Genomic DNA, 25547 nt, shown 5'->3' on the forward strand with positions numbered 1-25547 from the left:
AAGGACTCTCGATAGACTTTTTCATATCTTCAAAGGCAATTGTCATCAGTGCCTGTTCCTTTTCTCCACACCTTTATGGAGGAACCATGGGATACCAAGCTTTCTCGACAGCCTGAAACGTGCTGAAAAAATTTCAGCGCGTTTCCTTATGCCCAAATCCCATACAAGATCCACGGATTTTGCACCTCATAAGGAGTTAAATCTGGAATCTTGTGAAACCCCAGCTCAGAAAAATCAATCCAGCAGCCTACATTTTGCGTGTTTTCATTCCAATGGTGAAGAATGGTCTCAAAGAAACCAGGCTGTTCATAATGATCATTCCAAAAATATTTAACATGAGAATAATCATATTTCTTTCGATCATTTTTAATTAATACAAACCGAGAGCGTGCTGGGTTTATATATAATTTAGCATCAGATAAATACTCATCAGTGAAAAAGGCGGCATCGTAAGGAAAGGGATAATAGCATTCATAAGGAAATACCCCTAATTGATTATTTTTCAAATGTAAAAGAACTTGTCGTTTTTCTTCAGTGTTATAAATTTCATTCCATCGCGGTCCAGATTTATAATTGGCTAAAGAAGAAGGATCTATTAGGGTTAAGTAATAAGAAATAATACCAGGCTCCAGACCTGATTTTTCAAGTAGCCTCCTGGCAGAATGATTGGTCACATGGGTATTAGCACCAATCCATTTCACCCCTTTGTAGTCCTTAATGTGGTTGATTACTGGCTTTAGAAGCTCGGTTGCATAACCTTGACCACGATAGCGTACATCGCTTCGCAGTCGCCCGATCACCGCAAAGCGGTCTTGCCCAAATAAACTATAGCCAGCTAATGAGATTAACTGCTCGTTTAGAAATAACCCGAACAATTCTTGTGTAGGTGACTCAATTAACCGACCAAAAATACGAATGACATAATCATCATCAATGCCTGTTTCCATCATCTTTAAAGCGGGTAAATCATCCATGGTTAATTGTCGAACTTGAAGAAGCTGCTGATCCAATTGATCAAACTCCTTTACTATGTATTCTCAAAAATATATTCTCACAATACTCGTTATAATTCTATTCATTTGATTTTCTTCAAAATTGGATTACACACGCATTTTTGGTACAATTAATGAAGTTAAATTAGGAGGAAATCGCTATGCCAAGAGGTCAAGGAAAAACCATTGCACAAAATAAAAAAGCTAACCATGATTATTTTATAGAAGAAACCTTTGAGGCTGGACTTGTATTACAAGGTACAGAAATAAAAGCCATTCGTGCAGGAAGAGTTAACTTAAAAGAGAGTTTCGCCCGTATTAATAAAGGGGAAGTCTTCATTCATAACATGCATATCTCTCATTACGAACAAGGGAATATTTATAACCATGAACCTACACGAAGCCGTAAACTTCTCCTGCATCGTAAACAAATCAATCAGCTGATTGGCGCGACCCAGCAAAAAGGATATGCGCTAGTGCCGTTAAAACTGTACATTAAAAATGGTGTGGCCAAGCTGTTAATTGGTTTAGGTCGAGGGAAGAAAAAATATGACAAGCGAGAAGACTTAAAGCAGAAGCAAGTGAAACGTGAAATCGACCGTGCGATTAAAGATAGCTTTAAGTAGTATGGGGTTGAATTTATTTGTATTTGTGATATAATAATTGATGTCGCAAAAGTGATATCAAAGTGAGCTTGATGCTACCTTTTTAATCCTAACGGGGACGTTACGGATTCGACGGGGATAGGTCGAGCTCGGGTTGCAAGTCGAGGCGACGACTCGTACAACGTCATTTGCCTAAAATAACTGGCGAATCTAACGATAACCTAGCTGTAGCTGCGTAAGTAGTCTATAGCTGATCCTTCCTGGCATCGCTCGTGTGCCAGATCGAAGGGTCTCAAACTGAAGCGAGCTACGCGTTCTTCCACCACCTGAGGAAGGGCGAAGAGACTAATCAGGTTAGCTCCTCGGAAGCCTGTTGATAGGCTGAAGAGTGAGTGAAATATAATATATCAACTAAGCTTGTAGAAGCCCGAGTGCCGATATCTCCGGACGTGGGTTCGACTCCCACCGTCTCCACCAATACATAATTGGTGGTTTTTTTATGCTTGAAATCACATAGTACAGCTTATCAGATCATTAAGAACTTCCATTCAACTAATAAAAAGAAGGATCGAAGGTGCTTTTTATCGCCTTGGTAAAAGCAGTTCGTCCGTTAACAATTCTCGTGGTTACACATAAAATTTCTCACGTTAAGCCTGTAAAACTTCATAGTTCGCCTGTAAACAATAATCCGCCGCTTAAATAAAGCGAGCGGATTTTTTAATGGTCGATGGAGAGAATAAAAACGACAAACAAAGAAAGGAGGATCAAATCTAAAAATGGATACTAACAAAAATAGATGGTTGATTGCTTTATCTGCAGTAGCCATGCACTTATCCATAGGATCGATTTATGCCTACAGTGTGTATAAAAATCCAATGTCTGAAGAGCTGGGGTGGAGCGGTACAGATGTAGCCCTTTCGTTTACGATTGCTATCTTCTTTCTCGGTCTAACTGCAGCATTTATGGGGAAATTTGTAGAAAATCAAGGTCCGAGAAAAGCAGGATTAATTGCAGCCGCTTTATTTAGCGGAGGGATGCTGCTTACTGGGTTAATGGTACAACTCGGATGGCTGTATGGTTTTTATATTACGTATGGAGTGATTGGCGGAATTGGCTTAGGTATTGGCTATATTGCTCCTGTATCTACTTTAGTGAAGTGGTTCCCAGACCGACGAGGACTTGCTACGGGTATGGCTGTTTTCGGCTTTGGAGCAGGGTCACTAATCGCAGGACCCACAGCTGAATTTTTAAATAATGCGCTTGGGCTTCATTGGTCTTTTTATATTTTAGGAGCCTGTTACCTTGTACTTATGCTTCTTGGTTCTTCATACATTACCACGCCGCCTGAGGGGTGGAAGCCAAAAGGATATGAAGAAGATAATGAAAAGAATAAGAACAAAGGCGACCTTGATCAAATGACGCGTAATGAAGCGGTCAAGACAGCTCGTTTCTGGATGCTGTGGTGGATGATGTTTATCAACATTTCAGCAGGGATTATGCTCATTTCCGTGGCCTCTCCAATGGGGCAAGAAAAAGCAGGTATGTCAGAGGCGGCCGCAGCTACAATGGTTGGCGTTATGGGTCTATTCAATGGCGGTGGACGTTTAATTTGGGCCGCATTATCTGACTATATTTCTCGAGCCTATACGTATATTATTTTCTTTACCGTTCAGGTCGTTTTATTTTTCTCCCTGCAATTCGTTACAAGCGACATTGTGTTCCAAGTGTTCATGTACATCATTGTCTCTATTTATGGAGGTGGATTCTCGAATCTTCCTGCTTTTATAGGCGACTTATTTGGTACAAAACAGCTGAGCGCCATACATGGGTACCTGCTTACTTCATGGGCAGCTGCCGGAGTGGTCGGCCCAATGGTCGTTTCTTATATCAGAGAAACCACAAATAGTTACGAAGCAACGTTTTTAATTTTTGGTGTATTAATTGCTACAGCTCTTCTCACGGCGATTGCTATGAAAATCCTCATTGTTCGTTATCGTAAAAAACAAGCGGAGCCGGAGTTAAGTCCTGCTTAGGCAATTGTATAGATCTACCAAATAAGGCCACACTTATGGTAAAGAATTTCATTAGGCAGGTGAACGAAATGGCAGAAAATAAGATAACGATTAATGGACAATCGTATTCATTCAAAGATGGAGAAACGATATTAGAAACCGTTAGGAATTTAGAAGTTTATGTACCTGGAATTTGTTCAACTCAGCCAGATCTTGGAATCGGTGTGATTCAAACTTGTGATACATGTTACGTAGAAGTGAACGGAGAAATGAAACGTGCGTGTTCCACAAAGTCAGAGCCCGGGATGACGGTAGTCACTCAATCGGAAATAGTAAAAGAAGCCCAGCATGAAGCCATGTCCCGAATACTGGAAAATCATGAGCTGTATTGTACGGTTTGTGATAATAATAATGGCAATTGCGAAGTGCATAACGCGGCAGAGTATTTAGAGATTGAGCATCAGGAGTATGATTTCCGGCCAAAGCCTTATCCTCAGGATAATTCTCATCCTTTCTACCGGTATGAACCGGATCAATGTATTCTTTGTGGTATGTGCGTAGAGGCCTGTCAAGACTTACAAGTAAGTGAGGTTTTAACAATAGATTGGGAGCGGAAAATTCCTAGAGTCATTTGGGATAACGATGTTCCGATCGATGAATCCTCTTGTGTGTCTTGCGGGCACTGTGTTTCGGTGTGCCCTTGTAACGCATTAATGGAAAAATCAATGATTGGAGAAGCGGGGTATATGACGGGCATCCCTAATGATGTTCTCGAGCCTATGATTAACCTGACGAAAGAAGTAGAACCTGGATACCGTGAGATTCTGACGATTTCAAATATAGAGGCTACGATGCGAGAAGATCGGATCAAACGAACGAAAACGGTTTGTACGTACTGCGGGGTAGGATGCAGCTTTGAAGTATGGACGAAAGGCCGACATATTTTAAAGGTACAGCCAGATGAAAAAGCTCCAGCGAATGGGATTTCTACCTGTGTAAAAGGTAAATTCGGCTGGGATTTTGTGAATAGTGAGGATCGTTTGACAACTCCATTAATACGTAAAGGTGAGAAATTTGTAGAAGCGTCGTGGGATGAAGCATTATCCTTAATGGCTTCAAAAATGACGGAGATCAAATGGAATTATGGGAATGACTCTATCGGGTTTATTGCTTCCTCCAAATGCTCTAATGAAGAAAATTACTTGTTTCAAAAATTAGCACGAAGCGTATTTGGCACGAACAATATTGATAACTGCTCTCGCTATTGTCAGACGCCGGCCTCTACAGGATTAATGAGAACAGTAGGCATCGGAGGGGACTCAGGCACGATTGAGGACATAGAGAACGCTGAATTAATTTTAGTTGTCGGGGCAAATCCGGCAGAATCTCATCCTGTCTTAGCGACGCGAGTAAAGCGGGCAAATAAATTGTTTAATCAAAAATTGCTCGTATTCGATTTAAGAGAAAATGAATTGGCGCAGAGAGCTGACTTGTATGTGAGTCCGAAACCTGGTACTGATCTAGTTTGGTTAAATGCGATTGCAAAATATATCATCGATCAAAATTGGCATGATGCCGATTTTATAGAGCAGCGAGTGAATCACTTTTCAGAGTTTGTGGATTCATTAGCTAAGTATACGTTGGACTATGCGGAAGAAAAGACGGGCTTAAGTAAAGAGTTATTAATTAAAGTGGCTACGCTGATTCATGAAGCGAAGAGTATGTGCGCGTTATGGGCGATGGGAGTAACACAGCACATTGGTGGGACGGATACAAGTACAGCAATTTCAAATTTACTTCTCGTGACAGGAAACTATGGCAAACCTGGTACAGGCGGATATCCTTTACGTGGTCACAACAATGTCCAGGGGGCGAGTGATTTTGGCACGATGCCAGACTGGCTGCCGGGCTATGAGGCGGTTGAAGATGATGAAATCCGCTCTAAATATGAAAAAGCGTGGGGCACAAAACTTCCAAAAGAGCCTGGTTACAATAACCATGAAGTTGTAGAGGCTATCCAAGAAGGAAAAGTAAAAGCTATGTATTTATTTGGAGAAGAAATGGGTCTCGTTGATTCAAATATTAATTACGTTCATACAGCTTTTGAAAAGTTGGACTTCTTTGTAGTTCAAGATGTCTTCTTCTCAAAAACAGCACAGTTTGCTGATGTTGTCCTGCCGGCTGCTCCAAGCTTAGAGAAGGATGGTACGTTTACCAATACAGAAAGAAGAATTCAGCGATTTTATAAAGTCTTCGAGCCGCTTGGACAGTCTAAACCAGATTGGGAAATTTTTCAGGAATTCGCTAATAAACTCGGAGCGAATTGGAGGTACGAGCACCCCGGAGAAATAATGGAAGAAGCAGCCACCTTGTCTCCTGTTTTTGCCGGGGTTGATTATAGCCGGTTAGAAGGCTGGGAAAGCCAGTTATGGCCAGTTCAAAAAGACGGAACTGATACCCCGCTTCTTTATGAAAAAGAATTTGCATTTGAGGATGGAAAGGCAAAATTGGTACCGGTTGAATGGTCACCTCCTTATCATCCAGGAGAAGAGTATGATCTGCATTTAAATAACGGACGAATTCTAGAGCATTTCCATGAAGGAAACATGACATATCGGTCCGAAGGAATTACTCATAAAGTTCCCGAACCTTGGCTTGAAGTTTCCCCGCAGCTTGCTGAGAAGCGTGGAATAAAAACAGGAGCTCTAGTACGGTTGAAATCTCCATATGGAGAAGCTGAAGTACGCGTCTGGGTAACTGATCAAGTCAAAGGAAATGAGTTGTACTTTCCTATGCATACGATGGTCGAAAAAAGTGCTGTTAACCAGTTAACGAGCAGCTACCATGACAAAGTGACCCATACGCCAAACTATAAAGAGATGCATGTGAAGATGGAGGTTATCGAGCCGAAAGGCCCTAGCCCAATTCCAGAAATAAATCACCGCTTTGGAAATCCGCAGCCGCAGCTTGGTGTCGGTGTTGAGAAGAAATGGGAACGACCTGATTTTACCACCATTTCTGAATTTATTAAGAGAAAGGGGTTTGACCATGGCGAAAGCAATCAAGCAAATTGATCGAACAATCCCTACTGCGAAAGAAAAACAGACAGAGGAATTGAATGAGCTTCTTTCATCCATTGCCAAGCATAAAGAAACCCTTACGCTTCTATTAGACATAGTAGAAGAACTTCATAAAGTTGGTCTTCTTGATATGCTTCAAGGCATGCTGAAGACAAGACACAAGTTAGGGCTGTTGGCAATGGAAGAGCTTGATAAACCGGTTGTTCATGATTTAGTGAAAAGCGGCATTGGGGCTTTCAATTTTTTAACTAAAGTGGATCCTGAACAGATAAGCAGAATATTAAACGGAATGAGTGAAGGTCTTAAGCACTCTTCTGAGCAATTGGAGAATGACAAAACACTAGGGCTATGGGGCATGATGAAAGCAACGAAAGACCCTGAAGTGAATCAATCCCTTACTACATTCATCCACTTTTTAGAAGGAATGGGGAGAGGATTGAAAACCAAGTAGTAAAAGAGGTGAAAAAAGTGAAAGAAATGACCTTGAAAGTAAAAGGGATCACTAGCTCCTCTGATAAAGATATAATATCTAAGAACTTAGCTTCTGTTTGGGGAGTAAGAAGCACAGAGGTGAATGCTCCACTAGGGGAAGTTATCGTCTCCTATAATGAAAATGCCGCTTCACGTGTAGATATAGAACAAGCTATTAAAGATGGCGGTTTTACTTTAATTTGATTAAAAATAGAAAGGGAACGTCCGGGGAGGGGACGTTCTTTTTTGTCGAGAAATCTATCTATTAACTAATTAGTATAGACATCCCCCCTTTTTTTGCGTAACAAGGCTTTAAGCCATACACCTTAATCCGTTATGCATATTGTATTTAAGAGACGTCTCCTAAAAAAAGATAGAGGGGGGAAATCAATGTTTTTAAATAATCTAGCTGCTCTAGTTATTTTAGTGCTGCTTTTGCTCGCTCTAGTGGTAGCTATTCTTTTAGGTTCCGATGACCAAAGACAAATTATTATTGATGCCATTAATGCGATGCTTGGAACGATTATGTAGTAGGTAACAACTTTTTTCAAAGAGCCCTCAATAGTGCTGTTTAAAGGATTATTGGGGGCCTATTTTAAATTTTTAATATAAAGGGAGAGAATTAGTATGGGCAAGAAAAATAAAAATGTCGATAATTTACAATTAGATAGTATTATGGAAATGGCGTCAACTCTTATGGATAATCTACAAAATTCAAAAGGCGCGGAGGCAGTAAATCAAGAGGAGCTGCTCGATTCTGAAGCTGTGCAAAAAGTGGAAAAGACATTAGGGAATCTATTGGATAATAATTCCGAAAAAAATGTTCGAAATAAGTTTTCTGGGGAATTACTTAGTGAAATGAATAAATTCAATCAACAAGTTCAAGATTTAAAGAAACAAATGAGTGAAGTTCGAGCTCAATATACGAAAGTCACTAAGCTTTTAAAAAAGAAATAAATTTCCTGCCTAAGAAAAGCATAAATAGTCGCAATTTATGCTTTTCTTAATATATATTCTTAGGTTATTTTCCTCGTAAACTATCGAAAAACCAGACTTTTAGTTGACAGCGCTTACATAATAGGTTAAATTAATGACAACAAGTTAACTATGTGATGGAGATTAGGAGACTCACACGAGATTTAGTACTGCATATCTGCAGCGTACTTTAATTTTGTGTGGGTCTTTTTTCTATACCTACACATCGTTAACAGTTAAAAAGGAGGAAAAAAGCATGTCGGAGTTTGCAGCTGAAGTAATTGGTACCATGATCCTCATCATATTTGGAGGGGGAGTGGTTGGCGGTGTGGTGCTGAAGGACTCTAAAGCTGAAGGTGCTGGCTGGGTTGTAATCACTATCGGGTGGGGACTTGCCGTAACGATGGCTGTGTATGCAGTTGGTAATTTCTCGGGTGCTCACATTAACCCTGCCGTAACATTAGGATTTGCAGCTGTTGGTGAATTTGAGTGGGCTAAAGTTCCTCTTTACATTACAGCTCAAATGATAGGGGCCTTTATCGGCGGAGCCATCGTATTTTTTAATTACTTAGCTCATTGGGATAAAACGACTGATCCAGGATTGAAACTGGCGGTGTTTTCGACGGATCCTGCTGTTCGAAGTCCTTTTTCAAACTTAGTTAGTGAGATGGTAGGCACGTTTGTTTTACTTATGGGGCTGTTATTTATTGGAGCAAATGAATTTACTGATGGATTGAACCCTTTAATTGTGGGGGCGCTCATCGTAGCTATTGGTATGTCACTTGGTGGTGCCACGGGTTATGCCATTAACCCTGCTCGTGACTTAGGACCTCGTATTGCTCATGCCTTGCTTCCTATACCAGGAAAGGGAGGGTCTGATTGGGGTTATGCTTGGATTCCGATCGTTGGACCTATTCTTGGAGGTATATACGGAGCAGTCTTTTATCGAGCTTTGTTTATTGGTGAATATACGGTGCTATTTTGGGTGTTAAGTGTTCTTATGGCAGTTATTTTGGTTGGAGCGGCTTCATCTGAATTGAAAAAAGGCGAAACAAAAGCAGATCAAATCGAAGAAAAAGTAGTGTAATTATAATAATGGAGGCGATTAAACATGAGTGAAAAATTTATTCTATCATTAGACCAAGGGACGACAAGTTCAAGAGCCATTTTATTTAACGAAGCGGGAGAGATTGTAGAAACAGGCCAAAAAGAGTTTGAACAATTCTTCCCTAAGCCAGGCTGGGTAGAGCATGATGCTAATGAAATTTGGACTTCTGTACTTGCTTGTATAGCAGACGTTTTAAGAAAAGCAGATGTAGATCCTCAACAAATTGCCGGTATTGGTATTACAAATCAGCGAGAAACTGCTGTAGTGTGGGACAAAAACACAGGCAAACCAGTCTATAAAGCGATTGTTTGGCAGTCACGTCAAACGGAGGATATATGTAAAGAATTGCGGGCTCAAGGCCATAATGATCTATTTAATGCAAAAACAGGATTACTTCTTGATCCTTATTTTTCAGGGACAAAGGTAAAATGGATTTTAGATCATGTAGATGGTGCTCGTGAGAAAGCTGATAATGGAGACTTGTTATTTGGAACCATCGATACATGGATTGTTTATAAGTTATCAGGCGGCAAGGCTCATATCACGGATTATTCAAACGCCTCCCGAACTCTTATGTTTAACATTTATGACCTGAAATGGGATGAGGAATTGCTAGATATCTTAACGGTTCCTAAGAGCATGCTTCCGGAAGTGAAGCAGTCTTCTGAAGTTTATGCGAATACCGTTGACTATCATTTCTTCGGTCATGAAGTTCCGATTGCTGGAATTGCAGGTGACCAACAGGCCGCATTATTTGGACAAGCCTGTTTTGAAAAAGGCATGGCTAAAAACACGTATGGAACGGGCTGCTTTATGTTAATGAACACTGGGGAAGAGGGGGTTAAATCCGAACATGGATTATTAACGACCCTTGCCTGGGGAGTTGGCGGCAAAGTTGAATATGCTTTAGAAGGAAGTATTTTTGTGGCGGGTTCTGCCATTCAATGGCTGCGTGACGGATTAAAGCTCATCGAAAGTGCCCCTGAGAGTGAACAGCATGCACGTAAAGTCGAGTCCACGGATGGTGTATATTTAGTTCCTGCCTTTGTGGGATTAGGAACGCCTTATTGGGATAGTGACGCACGAGGGGCTATGTTTGGGTTAACTCGAGGGACTTCGAAAGATCATGTCATCCGTGCTACACTAGAGTCTCTAGCTTACCAAACGAAGGATGTACTTGATGCAATGATTGCAGATTCTAAAATTGATTTAAAAACCTTACGCGTAGATGGTGGAGCTGTGAAAAACAATTTTCTCATGCAATTCCAAAGCGATATTTTAGGTGTACCTGTTGAACGTCCAGTAGTACAAGAAACAACCGCATTAGGAGCAGCTTATTTAGCTGGACTAGCTGTGGGGTACTGGAAAGATAAAAATGAGATTGCTAAGCAATGGAATAATGAAAAAACATTTACAAATGAGATGGGAGAAGAAGAGCAGGAGAAACTTTATAATGGCTGGAAGAAAGCAGTAGCCGCCACACGCGAGTTTAAATAATAAAAAGGGAGCCTTCTTTGGCTCCCTTTTTTAGTATGTTTACATTCTTAAGTTTTTCAATATTTCTAAAAGCTCCATTCCGTCGGTCAGAAAATTTGAATTGCTAATGATTTCATTTACATCACTGATTTCTACATTCATTAATACAAGGATAACGATCAAGAATAATAAAAAGTTATCTCCTTCAACATCGGTTGATGTCGTATTATTTTTTAGTTTCTCTTCTAATTCCTTTACTTGGGCTTCTAATTCGTAAATACGCTGGTACGTTTCATAAGCGGACATAGGAGAACCCCCTTTTCCTTTTTCTCTATCTTATGAAGAGGGCTTGCTTAAAGAGAGGGTATGTGTCTTGAGTTTTTAATTAAACAAACGGACCATTCACTTTGAATGGTCCGTTTGTTTAATCTTCGCCTATTATTCGAACTTCTCTCTCTAGATCTACTCCAAATTTCTCTTTTACGGTCTTTTGCACATGTTCAATAAGGGAAATGTAGTCTGTAGTCGTTGCATTATTTTTATTAACTATAAATCCAGCATGTTTTGTAGAGACTTCGGCTCCTCCGATATTTGTTCCTTGTAATTGACTGTCTTGAATAAGCTTGCCAGCGAAATATCCCGGCGGCCTTTTAAATACACTGCCACAAGAAGGATACTCTAAGGGCTGTTTCGATTCTCTTTTATACGTTAGATCATCCATAACTTCCTTAATATCCTCGTATTTGCCAGGTTTAAGACTAAACGTTGCTTCAATTACAATATCTTTATTTTTCTCGATGTTACTTGTGCGGTAGTCCAGGTCTAAGTCAGAGGCTAAGCGTTTAACCAAATCCCCATTTCGATCGATAACATAAGCGTAATCAAGAACATCTTTTATCTCTCCACCGTAGGCTCCTGCGTTCATATAGAGTGCACCGCCGACCGTACCTGGAATTCCGCAAGCGAATTCTAATCCTGATAAGTTTTCTTTAAGCGCATGGCGAGAAGCATCAATAATTCGAGCACCACATTGAGCAACGATCGTGTTTCCATCGGTTGAGATGTCATCAAGGTTCTTAAGACTAATAACAATCCCGCGAATGCCTCCATCTTTAATAATTAAGTTGGATCCGTTACCTAAAAGCATGAACGGGATGTTTTCCTCATTAGAAAACTTTACGACATTTTGAATCTCTTGATAGTTAGTAGGGGTGATGAAAAAATCTGCTTTTCCACCTAGCTTCGTATATAAGTGTTTTTTAAGTAACTCATCAACCTTGACGTTTTCTTTCTTTACAAGTTCTAATAGTTTATTATAAATTTGCTGCTGTTTATCCATACATATCAGTCCTATTAAATAGTTATTCTCCCTTATGAAGTTTATAACAAAATCAGCTTAATTCAAAGCATTTTAACAAAAATGTATTATAGTAAACGGCAATTGGAACGCTACAGTAAAACATAGAGGCGATTCCCTCAACTTTCATATAGTATATGGATATTATGTAAAAAGTTACACACCTTAAGTATATGTATGCGCTTTATTTCAAAGAAAGTTTCTTATATTCAGAAAATTGATTGCGAACTGAAGCCTAAATCTGTATCATCATTGTAAGTAGCTTTAATTTAACTCTACATGCGTTTATATAAGGAAGGATGAACAGAATGGACGAGAAAAAAGATTTGCGAATCAGAAGTAAAGTCATCAGTGAAGGAGTTAATCGTGTTCCAAACCGTTCCATGCTTCGTGCGGTAGGCTTTAAAGACGAAGATTTCAAAAAGCCTATGATCGGAATTGCAAGTACATGGAGTGAAGTCACACCGTGTAACGTACATATTGATGATTTAGCGAAGGAAGCAAAATCAGGTGCTTCAAACAATGGCGGTGCACCAATGATATTTAATACAATTACGGTATCTGATGGTATCGCAATGGGACATGAAGGTATGCATTACTCTTTACCAAGCCGTGAAATTATTGCGGATTCCATAGAGACCGTATCAAATGCTGAACGTCTTGATGGAGTAGTAGCGATTGGTGGATGTGATAAGACCACACCTGGATGTCTAATGGCCATAGGACGTATGAACATTCCATCGGTATATGTTTATGGCGGTACGATTCAACCTGGAAAATTAAACGGAAAAGACATCGATATTGTTTCTTCTTTTGAAGCAGTAGGGCAATACCATGAAGGAAATATAAATGATGAAGAACTGCATCAGGTGGAATGTCACGCTTGTCCAGGGGCAGGCGCTTGTGGCGGAATGTACACTGCCAATACGATGGCGTCCGCTGTGGAAGCATTAGGAATGAGTATTCCAGGATCATCTTCTACTCCTGCTGTAAATGATTACAAAGAGCAAGAATGTAAGCAAGCAGGAGAAATGGTGATCGAACTTCTTGAAAAAGGAATTTATCCACGGGACATCATGACGAAACAAGCATTTGAAAATGCCATCACTGTCGTTATGGCATTAGGCGGTTCTACGAATGCGTTTTTACACTTAACAGCTATGGCTCATTCTGCTGGGGTGGATTTATCACTTGATGATTTTGAACGTGTACGTCAAAACGTTCCGCATTTAGCTGATATGAAGCCAAGTGGAAAATACGTGATGCAAGACCTTTATGAAGTAGGTGGTGTACCAGCTGTTATGAAGGTGTTGCTTGATGAAGGTCTTCTACATGGAGACTGTCTTACTGTAACTGGTAAAACATTGGCAGAAAATCTGGCTGAAGCTGATCCATTGAAAGAAGGTCAACAAGTCATTGTACCTTTTGATGAGCCCATCAAACCAAATGGTCCACTTGTCCTATTAAAAGGAAACCTTGCCCCTGAAGGTGCAGTTGCTAAGATGTCTGGTCAAAAAGCCAGCCGCTTTGAAGGACCGGCCCGTGTATTTGATAGTGAAGCGGAAGCCACAACAGCGATTGTTGATAACAAAGTAAAAGAAGGCGACGTAGTCGTAATTCGCAATGTGGGACCAAAAGGCGGACCGGGGATGCCGGAAATGCTGTCCATTACAGCAATGATTGTAGGTAAAGGCCTTGGTGGTAAAGTGGCTCTTCTTACAGACGGTCGTTTCTCTGGCGGTTCACATGGTTTTGTCATTGGCCACGTAGCTCCTGAAGCAGTTGTAGGGGGACCTATCGGATTACTGCAAGAAGGAGATACCATTACCATTGATAGTGAGACGCAGCAAATTAATTTTGACGTAACAGAGGATGAATTAGAACAAAGACGGCAAGATTGGGTTCGTCCAGAACCGAAGTATAAAACGGGTATGCTGGCAAAGTATGCGCGTCTAGTTTCTTCCTCCGCTAAAGGTGCAGTTACTGACCTGGATTTAGATTAAAAAAAGCCCTCAGGGGCTTTTTTTTATTGAACGAAAATAGTGATAAAGACCCCGGGAAGGTAAGAGTCTTAAATCAACCAACCTTATTCAGAAAAGAGGCGCTATGTCTAGCGTCTCTTTTTTTGTTGCAAAAAAACAATAGGTAAGATTTGTAAATAGAAAGAGCAGAATGTTCCTAATTATTGTTTGGCAGTGAAATTTTATGAAAAACAGAGTGATGCATAAGTATCATTGACAATGAAAATCATTATCAATTAATCTGTAAGAGCAATACGATTGATAATGATTTTCATTTAGGAGGATTTTTATGTCTATAGATGCAGCAACGAACAATGATTCATTACTGAACACGCAATCAAAGCGAGAATCTAACGCAAGGTCTTATCCTCGCAGAATTCCAATTGCCATTGATAGAGCAGAAGGAATCAATGTGACAGATATGAATGGCAACACATACTACGATTGTTTAGCAGGAGCAGGAACACTTGCTCTTGGTCACAATCATCCAGTAGTTGTTGAAGCGATGAAAAGAGTATTAGACGAACAAACCCCTTTGCATACGTTGGATATTACGACTCCTACAAAAGAACACTTTGTGAGTGAGTTGTTTTCAAATTTACCAGAACGCTTTGCTTCTAAAGCGAAAGTGCAATTTTGTGGTCCTACTGGTGGAGATGCAATAGAAGCAGCATTGAAATTAGTAAAAACTGCGACAGGGAAAAGAAGTATATTGACTTTCCATGGTGGTTATCACGGATCTACCCATGCAACGATGTCTATAAGCGGGACGAGAGGACCAAAAGAAAAGGTTAACAGCCTCATGCCGGATGCTTACTTTATGCCTTATCCATATAAATATCGCTGTCCATTCGGGTTAAGAGGAGAACAAACCCATCAAATAAGCAGTCAGTTTATCGAAAATATGCTGGATGATCCTGAAAGTGGAATTTTACCCCCTGCTGCAATGATTCTCGAAATTGTTCAAGGGGAAGGTGGATCCATCCCTGCTGACATCGAATGGGTGAAAGAAATGAGAAGAATTACAAAAGAGCGGGGTATTCCTCTAATAATTGATGAGATTCAAACAGGCATAGGAAGAACAGGAAAATTCTTTGCATTCGAGCACGCAGACATTGTGCCTGATGTCATTGTTTTATCGAAAGCAATAGGAGGCAGCCTGCCGTTATCAGTGGTGGTTTATGATGAGTCCCTTGATCAGTGGGAGCCAGGAGCGCATATAGGAACATTCAGAGGGAATCAACTGGCTATGGCAGCAGGAACAGCCACTATGAAATATATAAAGGAACATAATCTAACTCTTCACGCTGCAGAAATGGGAGAACGGTTAATGCGTTCACTTTCAAAAGTACAAGAGTATACACCAGAAATAGGTGAGGTTAGAGGACGCGGGTTAATGATAGGTGTAGAAATGGTTCAGCCTGATTTAAACCGTTCAAAAAATGGGAGTCACCCCGCTAACCCAAAACTGGCGGGTAAAATTCAAGCAGAATGTCTAAAGCGCGGACTGATTGTTGAAGTAGGGGGCAGACATGGTTGTGTCATACGGATCCTTCCCCCACTCATCATAACGAAAGAACAAATTGATGAAGTAACAAGCATTTTAAAGAATTCCATTAAAAAAGCGAAACTAGCGGAGGTGAGTGAATGAGACGATTTGAGGTGAATGATGATCCAGAGGCTTACAAGCAGTCGTTTGATCATTTATTTCTTCATAGTGGCCAAGAAGGTATTAAAGCATTTGAAGAAATGATGGAGAGTCTTACTAACGAATTAATAGATTTTCATATGCAGCAAACTCAGCCTTACAGCGGTAAGTCACCTGCTGAAATAGAAAGAGAATTGAAAAGGTTAAAGCCCGTAAGTGAACAGGGAGAGTCGTTTTCCCTTTATTTAAAAGAGTTAGAGGAGACTGTATTAAGTAACAGTCTTCACGTAACTCACACAAATGCAATCGGGCATTTACACTGTCCGCCGCTGCTTCCGACATTAGCGGCAGAGCTTATTATTGCAATGTTTAACCAATCGATGGACTCATGGGATCAAAGCCCGTCGGCAAGTTTTGTAGAAGAAAAGATGATTCAGTGGCTCACTCAACAATTTAATTTAAAAGCTGGATCAAGCGGCACTTTTTCAAGTGGAGGCACCCAATCGAATTATATCGGTCTTCTATTAGCTAGAGATTCTTATTGTGAAAAGAAATTCAACCATAACGTTCAGAAAAAAGGGCTGCCTCCGCAATCGAATAAGCTTAAGATCTTATGCTCAAAAGAGGCTCATTTTACCGTTATAAAGTCAGCTTCCCAATTAGGGCTCGGCGAAGAGGCTGTAGTTAAAGTTGAAACAGATGAAGATCATAGGTTATCTCTTCAGGATTTAGAAGAAAAATTTAATCAGCTGCGGCAAAATGGTGAGTTTCCTTTTGCCTTAGTAGCTACTTGCGGCACAACAGATTTTGGGAGCATTGATCCGTTAGAAGATCTAGCTGTTTTTTCAAAAGAAAACGAACTATGGTATCACGTCGATGCTGCTTTTGGCGGAGCTCTCATTTTAAGTGACTCACATTGCGACAAACTAACCGGAATTGAAAGGGCTGACTCCATAGCCGTAGATTTTCACAAATTATTTTATCAGCCTATTAGCTGCGGCGCGTTTTTGCTAAAGGATGAAAACAACTTTAAATACCTTAATCATCATGCTGATTATTTAAATCCTAAAGAAGATAAGGAAGAAGGAATCCCTCATTTAGTAAATAAAACAATAGCTACTTCTAGAAGATTTGATGCGTTAAAGCTCTGGACTTCTTTAAGGGTCGTAGGAACAAAAAAGTTTCAGGAAATGATTGATCACACGTTTGTCATTGCCAAGCAATCAGCGGATCTTATTGACGAAATGGAAGATATCGAAGGAGCCAACCGATATCCAGAGCTGAATACGGTGCTTTTTCGATTTAATTCTAAAGAAGGTCCGATCAAAGAATTAGATGAGATTAATAAGCAGATTCAGCAGCGCCTGTTATATAAGGGAACTGCTTTCGTAGCTAAAACTAAGGTGAATAAGGAAGTCTATTTAAAATTAACGATCCTAAACCCAAGAACGAGTTTGTCTGACGTAACGGGTATCTTACAAGAGATCCGCCGATTAGGGACGGAAGAGATTGAGTACAGGAGGGTAACCATATGAAAAATTACAAAGTACTGGCTGAAGAAGCGACGATGCAAAGCTTTTTTAATTGTTACTTAAGAGAAACAAACAATTTTCAGTTAACGAATCAAAGTGTTTCTAATGAAGAAGGCTTAATACTCGAAACTGAACTGCCAGGTCAAAAAGTAACGATTGCTGCTCCTGTGAAGTATTGGTCACAAACAGGAAGGCATAGGTTTGATTTTCCGCTTTTCTTAAAAAATCACCAATCTACGGTAAAGCTTGATTACATTACTTTGGTTTCTACGATTTTGAAGGAATTATCACTGGAGAATGGGAGAGAAGGTGCAGAGGATGAACTTATGCTGCGTGTCATTTTAAGCTGCCAAAAAATTCGTGATTACTTAGGGAGACGTGAGTCTGATGCAGACCATCTCTTAGAAGCGGATTTTGAGTACATTGATGCTGAACAATCCTTGCTGCTCGGTCACCTCATGCACCCGACACCGAAAAGCAGGCAAGGTCTAACTGAAAGAGAAGACCATTTATATTCTCCAGAATATAAAGGCGAATTCCAGCTTCACTATTTTAAAGCGAAGAATGAAGTCATTGTACAAGATTCTTCGTTAGAACGGTCAGCATCACAGGAAGTAATCAATCAATTAATGGCAGAGCCTGCAGTAGATAACGATTGGCTGCGGAAAACTCTGGAACATGGCTATTCTCTTCTTCCGGTTCATCCGCTGCAAGCAAAAGATATGCTGGAAAATAAGGAAGTTAAAGAGCTAATGGAAAAAGGCGACTTGTTTTACTTGGGACCTATAGGTTCGCCTTATAAAGCAACTTCATCTTTTAGAACGGTATACAATAAGCATTCAGATTATATGTTTAAATTTTCGCTCCCGATAAAGATCACCAACTCACTAAGAGGGAACCTTCAAAAAGAACTCGACAGAGGCGTAGAAATTTCACGGTTACTCAACACAGAATTTGGAGAAATCGTGAGTAGGAATTTCCCGAGCTTTCATATAATCGAAGATCCTGCTTATATCAAATTAAACGTCAAAAATTCAAAAGCAGCCTATGATGCTGTGTTACGGCAAAACCCTTATAAAGATAAGAACTCGAACGATGTTTCCTTGATTGCCGGCCTTTGTCAGGATCACGTGTACGAACGAAGCTCAAGGTTGTTCTCTATCATTACTCACCTCAGCCAACAGGAAGGACGCAGCACGGATGAGGTAAGTAAAGATTGGTTTGAGAAGTACTTATCTCTATCCTTCAAGCCAATACTTTGGTTATTTGAGAATTATGGATTAGCACTCGAAGCTCATCAGCAAAACTCTTTAGTAAAACTTTCAAAGGGTTATCCAGAAGCTTTTTATTATCGTGACAACCAAGGCTATTACTTTAGTGAAGATAAAGCTTATAAGCTTAAGCAACATTTGTCTGCTCTAAATAAATCCAGTGACACGATTTGCACAAGCGATGTAGCAGTAGAAAGGCTGATATATTACTTTTTCTTCAACCATATTTTTGGATTGATCAACAGTTTTGGCAGCAACGGTTTAGTAAGCGAAGAAGTATTACTTGATGTACTGAGGAAAAGTTTACAACAGCACAATGAGTCGAACCCTCTCATTCATAGTCTCTTACACGAGGACAAGCTGCCGTGTAAAGCTAACTTATTAACTCGATTTCATGATATGGATGAATTACAAGGATCCTTAGAAACGCAATCAGTCTATACGCTAGTAAGTAATCCAATAGTCAGCAGGGTTGGTTCCTATGAAGCATAATGTTATGGACAGAGAATTAAAAAGTGAAATTGCGTTTAGAGATTTTGATATGGAAAAAGATTTTTCTCGAATCTATAAATGGATGCATCAGCCTTATGTCATTCCATTTTGGCAGTTAAACCTATCAAAGGAAAATTTGAAGAGTCACATGAGTGAAGCTAGAATTGATCCCCACCAATCTCTCTATATAGGATCGATTAATGGTGATCCAATGAGTTACTGGGAAGCTTATTGGGTGCAGGGTGATGTTGTGGAAAAATATTATGAAGCAGATCCTTTTGACCAAGGGATTCACTTGTTAATAGGAGAAGCAGATTACTTAGGAAGAGGGTTGGCTTTACCGCTGCTTCGCGCTATGGTTGATTTCCAATTTAAGTGGAAGCAAACGAAAAAAGTAATTGCAGAACCTGATCATAGAAATGAAAAAATGATTCATGTATTTGAAAAATGTGGCTTTAAGAAAATTAAAAAAATAGAGCTGCCTGATAAGACAGCTTTACTTATGTTCTGTGAGCGAGAAGAATTCGAAAAGAGGTGGAAAAATGACGCAACACATTTATGATGTTATTGGTGTGGGTTTAGGACCATTTAACCTCGGGCTGGCCGCATTAACGGAAGAAACAGATGAAATTGATGGCATCTTTTTCGAAAAACAGCAGGAATTTAATTGGCATCCAGGGATGATGATACAAGGCACTACACTGCAAGTCCCTTTCTTTGCTGATCTCGTTAGCTTGGCTGACGTGAAAAGTGATTATAGCTTTCTCAACTATTTACAACAGAACGGCCGTATGTACCACTTTTATTTTTTAGAGAAATTTCATATTTCAAGAAAGGAATACAATGACTATTGCCGCTGGGTTTCTGAACGGTTAAGCAGTTGTCAATTTGGCTTTGAAGTTACGCAAGTACGCCCAATAGAAAGTCAAGGGACACAAATTTACGAAGTCGTAGTCCGCCATCTTTCCAATCTTAGAGAAGATATTTATTATGCAAAAAATATTGCCATGGGAATAGGGTCAGTTCCATCAATCCCTGACCACTTAAAGGGACTTGGTGATTCAGTCTTCCATTCTTCAGAATATATGTATAAAAAAGAAATAGTGGAGCGGGCAGAGTCAATTACAGTCGTTGGTTCAGGTCAGAGTGCGGCTGAAATCGTACTTGATTTAATAAATCAGCGAGGCACATCAGCGGATATCCATTGGTACACTCGATCTCACGGATTCTTTCCAATGGAATACTCCAAGCTAGGTCTAGAGCATTTTTCACCGGACTATACGAACTTTTTTTATAAACTTCCTCAAGAAAAAAAAGATGAGCTGCTAAGGAAACAAGACTTGCTGTATAAAGGAATTAGTGCTGAAACCATTGGGGAAATTTATGATGCTCTTTACGAAGGTACTGTTGGTGAAGCAGTAATGAATGTTCATCTTCAAGCTATGTCCGAAATTAAGACGATTGAAGCAGCGGAGGAGACATGGAAAATAAGCGGACAACAGCTCGTTAGCACGGACAAGTTTGAACGTGAAAGTGATATTGTCATTCTAGGGACTGGATATGAACAGGCTGTTCCACACTTTCTTTCACCACTAAGCCATGAGATCTATTGGGATGAACAGGGAAGATATGAGGTGGATGAAAACTATGCTTTGAAGTGCGATCTGCATCCTTCTATTTATGTGCAAAATGGAGAAATGCACACCCATGGGGTAGGAGCACCAGATCTTGGGCTAGGGGCTTACCGGAATAGTGTAATTATAAACAGCATAGCAGGCAAAGAGCTTTACCCTATGCAGCAAGATTATGTTTTTCAAACTTTTGGTGTAGAAAAAACGAATAGAAAGAAGGGTACTCATGTTATACGCTGAACAAATTAAATCTGTACTTGACCATAATGATTGGCTAAAAGTGAACCAAAAGCTACTAGCCAAAATGATAGCAGAATACATGTATGAGGATATGATCCAGCCTCAACTGAAGAAAGACGGGGAATGGGCAGTTTATCAATTAACCATTCATCAAGAAAAGCATTATACTTTTCAGGCAAAGGCTCGATACTTTAATAGCTATCAAGTCGAGGAAAACTCCATCGAGATTGTAGAAGGAGATGAACATCGAAAAGCATCAAGTGCAATAGAGTTTTTATTAGATATTCAACCTCTAATTGGGATGTCTGCAGAAACAGCGGGTCATTTAGTTAAGGAACTTAATCACACGTTATTAGCAGATGCTCATTTACAAAAAGAAGCATCGACCCCTTCTGATCAATTAATTAAGGAAGACTATTCACAAATTGAAGGTGAAATGTCTGGTCATCCATGGATAACGTATAATAAGGGGCGGATCGGTTTTGGGTACGATGATTATTTGAATTATGCTCCAGAACGGCGGAAGCCGGTTCAGCTGCTTTGGATTGCGGTGTATAAAAAGCGGGCATCCTTTCAATCTGTACAGGGATTTTCCTACAACCATTTAATAAAGAATGAGCTTAGTGAGAATGAAAGGGAAAGACTCTATTCTCAATTAGAACACTATGGAGCTTCAAAAGAGGATTACTACATTATGCCGATTCACGAGTGGCAATGGAAAAATGTTATTATACAACAGTTTTCTGAGGACTTGGCTCATCAATTGATTATTCCTTTGGATAAAGGAGAAGATCATTATCTGCCTCAGCAATCCATTAGGACATTTGTTAATCAGGACCATCCTTTAAAAAAACACGTGAAAGTACCAATGGGGATATTAAATACGCTCGTCTATAGAGGACTGCCGGCTGAACGTACCTTAATAGCTCCTCAGATAACTGAGTTTATTAAGGGGATCTATGAAGAAGATTCATTTTTGAAAGAGGATTGTCGTGTTATTCTTCCGGGAGAGGTCGCAAGTATAAATGTTTCCCACAAATATTATGAACAACTGAAAAAAGCTCCTTATCAATATCTTGAGATGCTCGGTGTGATATGGAGAGAGAGCATTTATAGTTATCTTGAGGAGGGCGAACAAGCGATCACTTTAGCGGCATTGTTGCATGAAGATCGAGACGGCAAGCCCTATGTTCAAAGTTTAATTGAATCATCTGGCTTATCTCCGGAAAAATGGATAGAAAAGTTATTCGAAGTTCTGATGGAGCCACTGTTACATTTCATCTATCAATATGGAACCGTGTTTTCCCCACATGGACAGAATACGATTATTGTTTTAAAAGATCACCAGCCTCACCGTCTTGCTGTAAAGGACTTTGTTGATGATGTAAACATTAGCGATCAGCCTTTTCATGAACTAAAAGGGTTACCTCATGAAATAAAAGAAGTACTGCGCAGTGAGCCGCCTGAAGGTTTAACACAGTTTATTTTTACAGGTTTATTTATTTGCCATTTACGCTATTTAGCAAGTATTTTAGATAGCCGTCAGTTAATGAATGAGGGAGATGTATGGAAATGTCTCGCTGCATCGATTTATAATTATCAAGGAAAATTCCCGCAACTCAAAAAGCGCTTCGAGATTTTCGATTTCTTCAAAGAGGAGTTTACAAAGCTGTGTTTAAATCGAAATCGAATGGTGGATTATGGATATGGTGATGGAGACGATCGTCCTCATGCTTCTGAATATGGGAAAGTAACCAATGCTCTTTCCCTGTGGAAAAGGTGAAGTCCTTGCTCTGGCAAGGGCTTTACTTTTCCTGTGATAAAATATAAGAATTAAGGGAGGGATCAACATGAGAATAGGATTGATTAGACATGGAAGCACAGCTTGGAATAAGGCAGGAAGAGCACAAGGACATTCAGATATTCCATTAGATGATCAAGGACATGCCGACGCTCTAGCATTAGGGGAAAAGTTACGCGAAGATAAATGGTCATGTGTATACAGCAGCGATTTAACAAGAGCTCACGAAACCGCTCAAAAGATCATCGATGGTGGATTAACGGGAGAATTAATAACCGACCGGCGATTACGCGAGGTGGGAGGCGGACTAATAGAAGGAACGACGGAAGAAGAACGTATTGCTAAATGGGGAGAGGAATGGCGGCAGTTAGAACTAGGTATAGAGAAAAGGGAAACGGCTCTTGAGCGTGCCTTGGACTTTCTGGAAGAAGTGACCAACAAACACAAGAATAAAAGTATACTAATAGTCAGCCACGGATCTATTCTAAAACACTTAATTGGTGAACTGCTAGGTGAACGAATTGAACGATCTCTAGAAAATACGTCGTTAACCATTTTAGAACTAAATGACGGCGCCTGGCAAAAGAAAGTGATAAATGATATGAGTCACTTACATAATTAAACGTTAGGTTTAAAAGAGGATGCCATCAATAAAATAGATCGAATCTATAGAACCCGCCCTTAACGGCGGGCTTTTTTATTAAAAATTCAAAAAATTATAAATTAGGGGTTGCAAAATTTAATTTGTCAGCGTACACTGTTTTATAACAGTTAGTAATAAATTATTTCTGTTATATAAAAAGGAGGAGTTATTAATGAAAACAAATCAAACAAGAAGAAACGTTGGAGTACCTTGTCCCCAGTGTGGAAGTGAAGTAGAAGGTGGTAATTACACGTATTTGATGGAATGTAACCACTGTCTCTCTAAAAAAGATGAATAATTTTTTGTTGTGACTGTTATATAACATCATTTGTATATGTTTTATTAATATATAACAACAGGCGGTTTTTGAATGAGAACAGAAAGATCTGGTATCACATTATTAGGGGAAATGAAGGAACTTTTCAGTGAAATTTTAACTGAAGATGCTCTAAATTTTCTAGAGCATCTTCATCGTAAATTTGAACTAGAAAGAAATTAATTGCTGCAAAAAAGAGAAGAAGTAGAAACTTACTTGAATCAAGGAGTAAGAAGAAACGTTCATGCTATAGGCGAAATGGAAGCACAAATCCCCGTTAATGGTGACTCGGCTAAAAATGAATGAGCTTTTGAAAAAGTAACCACCGATAAATACCGGGCGGTTAATGATGGTCTTGACGGGACATGGGTCGCCCACCCGGGCAATGTTGTTAACGCGTTGGAGGTATTTAATCAAGGGATGCCTAACGCTAATCAAATTGAAAAGAAACAGCTTAAAGCTTATCCATACATTTAAGGAGGAATAAAAATGAAAAATGAAAGAATTGAAGCGCTGCGTCAAGAATGGGAAAACAAGGAACGGTGGGAAGGGGTTACCCGCCCTTATGAGCCGGAAGACGTGATTCGTCTAAGAGGGTCAATTGATATTCAATATACTTTGGCTGAACTTGGGTCAGAAAAACTATGGAACCTTCTACATAAGGAGGATTATGTACATGCATTAGGCGCACTGACGGGAAACCAGGCGATGCAGCAAGTAAAAGCCGGACTTAAAGCAATTTATTTAAGTGGATGGCAAGTAGCAGCTGATGCTAACCTTTCCGGTCATATGTACCCCGATCAAAGCTTATACCCGGCTAATAGTGTTCCCCAAGTGGTAAAACGAATCAATCAAGCATTACAGAGAGCTGATCAAATTCACCATATGGAGGGGAATGAGGAAATCGATTGGTTTGCGCCAATTGTTGCTGATGCAGAAGCTGGGTTTGGGGGCCAGCTGAACGTTTTTGAATTAATGAAAGGTATGATTGAAGCAGGGGCTGCAGCTGTCCACTTTGAAGATCAGCTATCTTCGGAGAAAAAATGTGGTCACTTGGGAGGAAAAGTGCTTCTTCCAACTCAAACAGCAGTAGGTAACTTAATCTCAGCCCGCTTTGCAGCTGATACGATGGGCGTACCTACAATTATTATTGCTCGTACAGACGCGAATGCCGCTAACTTAATTACGAGCGACGTAGACCCTGTTGATCATGAGTTTATAACTGGCGAAAGAACAGCCGAAGGTTTCTATAAAACAAATGCGGGCATTGATCAAGCCATTGCTCGAGGTCTAGCATATGCTCCATATGCCGATCTCATTTGGTGTGAAACCTCTGAACCAAATATTGAAGAGGCTCAAAAATTTGCAGACGCGATTCATGCAGAATTTCCCGGAAAATTGCTGGCATACAATTGTTCACCTTCATTCAACTGGAAGAGTAAGCTAGATGATCAAACAATCGCAGAGTTCCAGCAACGGCTATCTGAAATGGGATATAAGTTCCAGTTTGTTACTCTAGCAGGATTCCATTCGTTGAATCATGGCATGTTTGAACTTGCAAGACAATATAAAGACCGAGGAATGGAAGCTTACTCTGAACTGCAGCAAAATGAATTTGCTAGTGAGCAGTACGGCTATACTGCTACAAGACACCAACGTGAAGTTGGTACAGGATATTTTGATGAGGTAGCCCAAGTTGTATCAGGGGGAACATCTTCCACTACGGCTCTAAAAGGGTCAACTGAAACAGATCAATTTAAAAGTGAAACAATAAAATCATGAAAGGAATGACTCGTCATACGTGGCGGGTCATTTTCTGTGTTGACACCTTTCCATTATTGAACCATAAACTATACTACTGAATTTATTTAATGGG

General features: G+C 39.9%; 24 protein-coding genes, 1 other RNA gene and 1 pseudogene. 23 read left to right on the plus strand and 3 right to left on the minus strand.

Annotated elements, in window-relative coordinates:
- Positions 1-146: 146 nt before the first annotated feature.
- Complete coding sequence (locus tag IEV27_RS16990; protein WP_229735401.1) at positions 147-1010, minus strand: GNAT family N-acetyltransferase; 864 nt, start codon at positions 1008-1010, stop codon at positions 147-149.
- A 143-nt stretch (positions 1011-1153) separates the two neighbouring features.
- On the opposite strand from IEV27_RS16990, the gene smpB reads away from it, so the two are divergent.
- The 10 genes from smpB (at position 1154) to glpK (ending at position 10740) form a co-directional block, all read left to right on the plus strand.
- Positions 1154-1618: an SsrA-binding protein SmpB gene (gene smpB, locus IEV27_RS16995; protein ID WP_188378692.1), complete on the plus strand. Its 465-nt coding sequence runs from the start codon at positions 1154-1156 to the stop codon at positions 1616-1618.
- 93 nt (positions 1619-1711) lie between these two features.
- Positions 1712-2074: a transfer-messenger RNA gene (gene ssrA / locus IEV27_RS17000) on the plus strand.
- Between the two features lie 299 nt (positions 2075-2373).
- Complete coding sequence (locus IEV27_RS17005) at positions 2374-3630, plus strand: L-lactate MFS transporter (RefSeq protein WP_188378693.1); 1257 nt, start codon at positions 2374-2376, stop codon at positions 3628-3630.
- Positions 3631-3698: 68 nt separating this feature from the next.
- Complete coding sequence (gene fdhF, locus IEV27_RS17010) at positions 3699-6683, plus strand: formate dehydrogenase subunit alpha (RefSeq protein WP_188378694.1); 2985 nt, start codon at positions 3699-3701, stop codon at positions 6681-6683.
- Complete coding sequence (locus IEV27_RS17015; protein WP_188378695.1) at positions 6658-7140, plus strand: helical membrane plugin domain-containing protein; 483 nt, start codon at positions 6658-6660, stop codon at positions 7138-7140. The genes fdhF and IEV27_RS17015 overlap by 26 nt, the downstream gene beginning before the upstream one ends.
- Positions 7141-7157: 17 nt before the next feature.
- Positions 7158-7364, plus strand: a complete 207-nt coding sequence (locus IEV27_RS17020; protein ID WP_188378696.1) for a heavy-metal-associated domain-containing protein — start codon at positions 7158-7160, stop codon at positions 7362-7364.
- 186 nt (positions 7365-7550) lie between these two features.
- Complete coding sequence (locus tag IEV27_RS17025) at positions 7551-7691, plus strand: hypothetical protein (protein WP_188378697.1); 141 nt, start codon at positions 7551-7553, stop codon at positions 7689-7691.
- A 96-nt stretch (positions 7692-7787) separates the two neighbouring features.
- The gene (locus IEV27_RS17030; protein WP_188378698.1) at positions 7788-8117 is read left to right on the plus strand and encodes a hypothetical protein; all 330 of its coding nucleotides are present in this window, start codon (positions 7788-7790) and stop codon (positions 8115-8117) included.
- 274 nt (positions 8118-8391) lie between these two features.
- Complete coding sequence (locus IEV27_RS17035; protein ID WP_188378699.1) at positions 8392-9222, plus strand: MIP/aquaporin family protein; 831 nt, start codon at positions 8392-8394, stop codon at positions 9220-9222.
- A 24-nt stretch (positions 9223-9246) separates the two neighbouring features.
- A complete protein-coding gene (gene glpK / locus IEV27_RS17040; protein WP_188378700.1) occupies positions 9247-10740 on the plus strand; it encodes a glycerol kinase GlpK in 1494 nt (497 codons plus the stop codon).
- Between the two features lie 39 nt (positions 10741-10779).
- Here the strand turns inward: glpK and IEV27_RS17045 are convergent, their stop codons facing one another.
- Together IEV27_RS17045 and murB are read right to left on the minus strand one after the other, a co-directional pair.
- A complete protein-coding gene (locus IEV27_RS17045) occupies positions 10780-11025 on the minus strand; it encodes a hypothetical protein (protein ID WP_188378701.1) in 246 nt (81 codons plus the stop codon).
- A gap of 118 nt (positions 11026-11143) precedes the next feature.
- Positions 11144-12058, minus strand: coding sequence for a UDP-N-acetylmuramate dehydrogenase (murB, locus tag IEV27_RS17050; protein WP_188378702.1), 915 nt, complete (start codon positions 12056-12058; stop codon positions 11144-11146).
- A gap of 326 nt (positions 12059-12384) precedes the next feature.
- Here murB and ilvD point away from each other — a divergent pair, with 326 nt between their 5' ends.
- The 13 genes and pseudogenes from ilvD to aceA all read left to right on the plus strand — a co-directional run bounded on the left by ilvD (position 12385) and on the right by aceA (position 25453).
- Positions 12385-14079 (plus strand): dihydroxy-acid dehydratase, encoded by a 1695-nt coding sequence (ilvD, locus tag IEV27_RS17055; protein WP_188378703.1) that lies wholly within the window; start codon positions 12385-12387, stop codon positions 14077-14079.
- 307 nt (positions 14080-14386) lie between these two features.
- Complete coding sequence (locus tag IEV27_RS17060; RefSeq protein WP_188378704.1) at positions 14387-15748, plus strand: aspartate aminotransferase family protein; 1362 nt, start codon at positions 14387-14389, stop codon at positions 15746-15748.
- A complete protein-coding gene (locus IEV27_RS17065; RefSeq protein WP_188378705.1) occupies positions 15745-17280 on the plus strand; it encodes a pyridoxal phosphate-dependent decarboxylase family protein in 1536 nt (511 codons plus the stop codon). Before IEV27_RS17060 ends, IEV27_RS17065 begins: the two co-directional genes overlap by 4 nt.
- A complete protein-coding gene (locus IEV27_RS17070) occupies positions 17277-19040 on the plus strand; it encodes an IucA/IucC family protein (protein WP_188378706.1) in 1764 nt (587 codons plus the stop codon). The genes IEV27_RS17065 and IEV27_RS17070 overlap by 4 nt, the downstream gene beginning before the upstream one ends.
- Positions 19030-19602, plus strand: a complete 573-nt coding sequence (locus IEV27_RS17075; protein WP_229735402.1) for a GNAT family N-acetyltransferase — start codon at positions 19030-19032, stop codon at positions 19600-19602. Before IEV27_RS17070 ends, IEV27_RS17075 begins: the two co-directional genes overlap by 11 nt.
- Entirely contained in the window at positions 19583-20911 is a 1329-nt protein-coding gene (locus IEV27_RS17080) for a lysine N(6)-hydroxylase/L-ornithine N(5)-oxygenase family protein (protein WP_188378707.1), read from the plus strand. Before IEV27_RS17075 ends, IEV27_RS17080 begins: the two co-directional genes overlap by 20 nt.
- A complete protein-coding gene (locus IEV27_RS17085) occupies positions 20898-22694 on the plus strand; it encodes an IucA/IucC family protein (protein WP_188378708.1) in 1797 nt (598 codons plus the stop codon). The genes IEV27_RS17080 and IEV27_RS17085 overlap by 14 nt, the downstream gene beginning before the upstream one ends.
- Positions 22695-22761: 67 nt before the next feature.
- Positions 22762-23334 carry a histidine phosphatase family protein gene (locus IEV27_RS17090; RefSeq protein ID WP_188378709.1) on the plus strand — a complete coding sequence of 191 codons (573 nt, stop codon included), beginning with the start codon at positions 22762-22764 and terminating at the stop codon, positions 23332-23334.
- Between the two features lie 193 nt (positions 23335-23527).
- A complete protein-coding gene (locus tag IEV27_RS17095; RefSeq protein ID WP_188378710.1) occupies positions 23528-23653 on the plus strand; it encodes a YhfH family protein in 126 nt (41 codons plus the stop codon).
- Between the two features lie 72 nt (positions 23654-23725).
- Positions 23726-23854 carry a hypothetical protein gene (locus IEV27_RS20000; protein ID WP_268235665.1) on the plus strand — a complete coding sequence of 43 codons (129 nt, stop codon included), beginning with the start codon at positions 23726-23728 and terminating at the stop codon, positions 23852-23854.
- Positions 23855-23977, plus strand: coding sequence for a hypothetical protein (locus IEV27_RS20005; protein WP_268235666.1), 123 nt, complete (start codon positions 23855-23857; stop codon positions 23975-23977).
- Between the two features lie 12 nt (positions 23978-23989).
- Positions 23990-24148, plus strand: a pseudogene (locus IEV27_RS19910) (hypothetical protein); the annotation flags it as partial.
- A gap of 12 nt (positions 24149-24160) precedes the next feature.
- Positions 24161-25453, plus strand: coding sequence for an isocitrate lyase (gene aceA, locus IEV27_RS17105; RefSeq protein ID WP_188378711.1), 1293 nt, complete (start codon positions 24161-24163; stop codon positions 25451-25453).
- Positions 25454-25547 lie beyond the last annotated feature (94 nt).

The organism is Halobacillus andaensis (assembly GCF_014636475.1).
Lineage (GTDB): Bacteria > Bacillota > Bacilli > Bacillales > Halobacillaceae > Halobacillus_A > Halobacillus_A andaensis.

What these genes read in the sequence shown, in the direction of transcription:
- IEV27_RS17005 (WP_188378693.1), top strand. Translation starts at nt 2,374, where the DNA reads ATGGATACTAACAAAAATAGATGGTTGATTGCTTTATCTGCAGTAGCC.
- fdhF (WP_188378694.1), top strand. Translation starts at nt 3,699, where the DNA reads ATGGCAGAAAATAAGATAACGATTAATGGACAATCGTATTCATTCAAA.
- IEV27_RS17075 (WP_229735402.1), top strand. Translation starts at nt 19,030, where the DNA reads ATGAAGCATAATGTTATGGACAGAGAATTAAAAAGTGAAATTGCGTTT.
- smpB (WP_188378692.1), top strand. Translation starts at nt 1,154, where the DNA reads ATGCCAAGAGGTCAAGGAAAAACCATTGCACAAAATAAAAAAGCTAAC.
- murB (WP_188378702.1), bottom strand. Translation starts at nt 12,058, where the DNA reads ATGGATAAACAGCAGCAAATTTATAATAAACTATTAGAACTTGTAAAG.
- IEV27_RS17045 (WP_188378701.1), bottom strand. Translation starts at nt 11,025, where the DNA reads ATGTCCGCTTATGAAACGTACCAGCGTATTTACGAATTAGAAGCCCAA.
- IEV27_RS20000 (WP_268235665.1), top strand. Translation starts at nt 23,726, where the DNA reads ATGAGAACAGAAAGATCTGGTATCACATTATTAGGGGAAATGAAGGAA.
- IEV27_RS17070 (WP_188378706.1), top strand. Translation starts at nt 17,277, where the DNA reads ATGAAAAATTACAAAGTACTGGCTGAAGAAGCGACGATGCAAAGCTTT.
- ilvD (WP_188378703.1), top strand. Translation starts at nt 12,385, where the DNA reads ATGGACGAGAAAAAAGATTTGCGAATCAGAAGTAAAGTCATCAGTGAA.
- IEV27_RS17065 (WP_188378705.1), top strand. Translation starts at nt 15,745, where the DNA reads ATGAGACGATTTGAGGTGAATGATGATCCAGAGGCTTACAAGCAGTCG.
- glpK (WP_188378700.1), top strand. Translation starts at nt 9,247, where the DNA reads ATGAGTGAAAAATTTATTCTATCATTAGACCAAGGGACGACAAGTTCA.
- IEV27_RS17085 (WP_188378708.1), top strand. Translation starts at nt 20,898, where the DNA reads ATGTTATACGCTGAACAAATTAAATCTGTACTTGACCATAATGATTGG.
- IEV27_RS17015 (WP_188378695.1), top strand. Translation starts at nt 6,658, where the DNA reads ATGGCGAAAGCAATCAAGCAAATTGATCGAACAATCCCTACTGCGAAA.
- IEV27_RS17080 (WP_188378707.1), top strand. Translation starts at nt 19,583, where the DNA reads ATGACGCAACACATTTATGATGTTATTGGTGTGGGTTTAGGACCATTT.
- IEV27_RS17060 (WP_188378704.1), top strand. Translation starts at nt 14,387, where the DNA reads ATGTCTATAGATGCAGCAACGAACAATGATTCATTACTGAACACGCAA.
- IEV27_RS17095 (WP_188378710.1), top strand. Translation starts at nt 23,528, where the DNA reads ATGAAAACAAATCAAACAAGAAGAAACGTTGGAGTACCTTGTCCCCAG.
- IEV27_RS17090 (WP_188378709.1), top strand. Translation starts at nt 22,762, where the DNA reads ATGAGAATAGGATTGATTAGACATGGAAGCACAGCTTGGAATAAGGCA.
- IEV27_RS17035 (WP_188378699.1), top strand. Translation starts at nt 8,392, where the DNA reads ATGTCGGAGTTTGCAGCTGAAGTAATTGGTACCATGATCCTCATCATA.
- IEV27_RS17025 (WP_188378697.1), top strand. Translation starts at nt 7,551, where the DNA reads ATGTTTTTAAATAATCTAGCTGCTCTAGTTATTTTAGTGCTGCTTTTG.
- aceA (WP_188378711.1), top strand. Translation starts at nt 24,161, where the DNA reads ATGAAAAATGAAAGAATTGAAGCGCTGCGTCAAGAATGGGAAAACAAG.
- IEV27_RS17030 (WP_188378698.1), top strand. Translation starts at nt 7,788, where the DNA reads ATGGGCAAGAAAAATAAAAATGTCGATAATTTACAATTAGATAGTATT.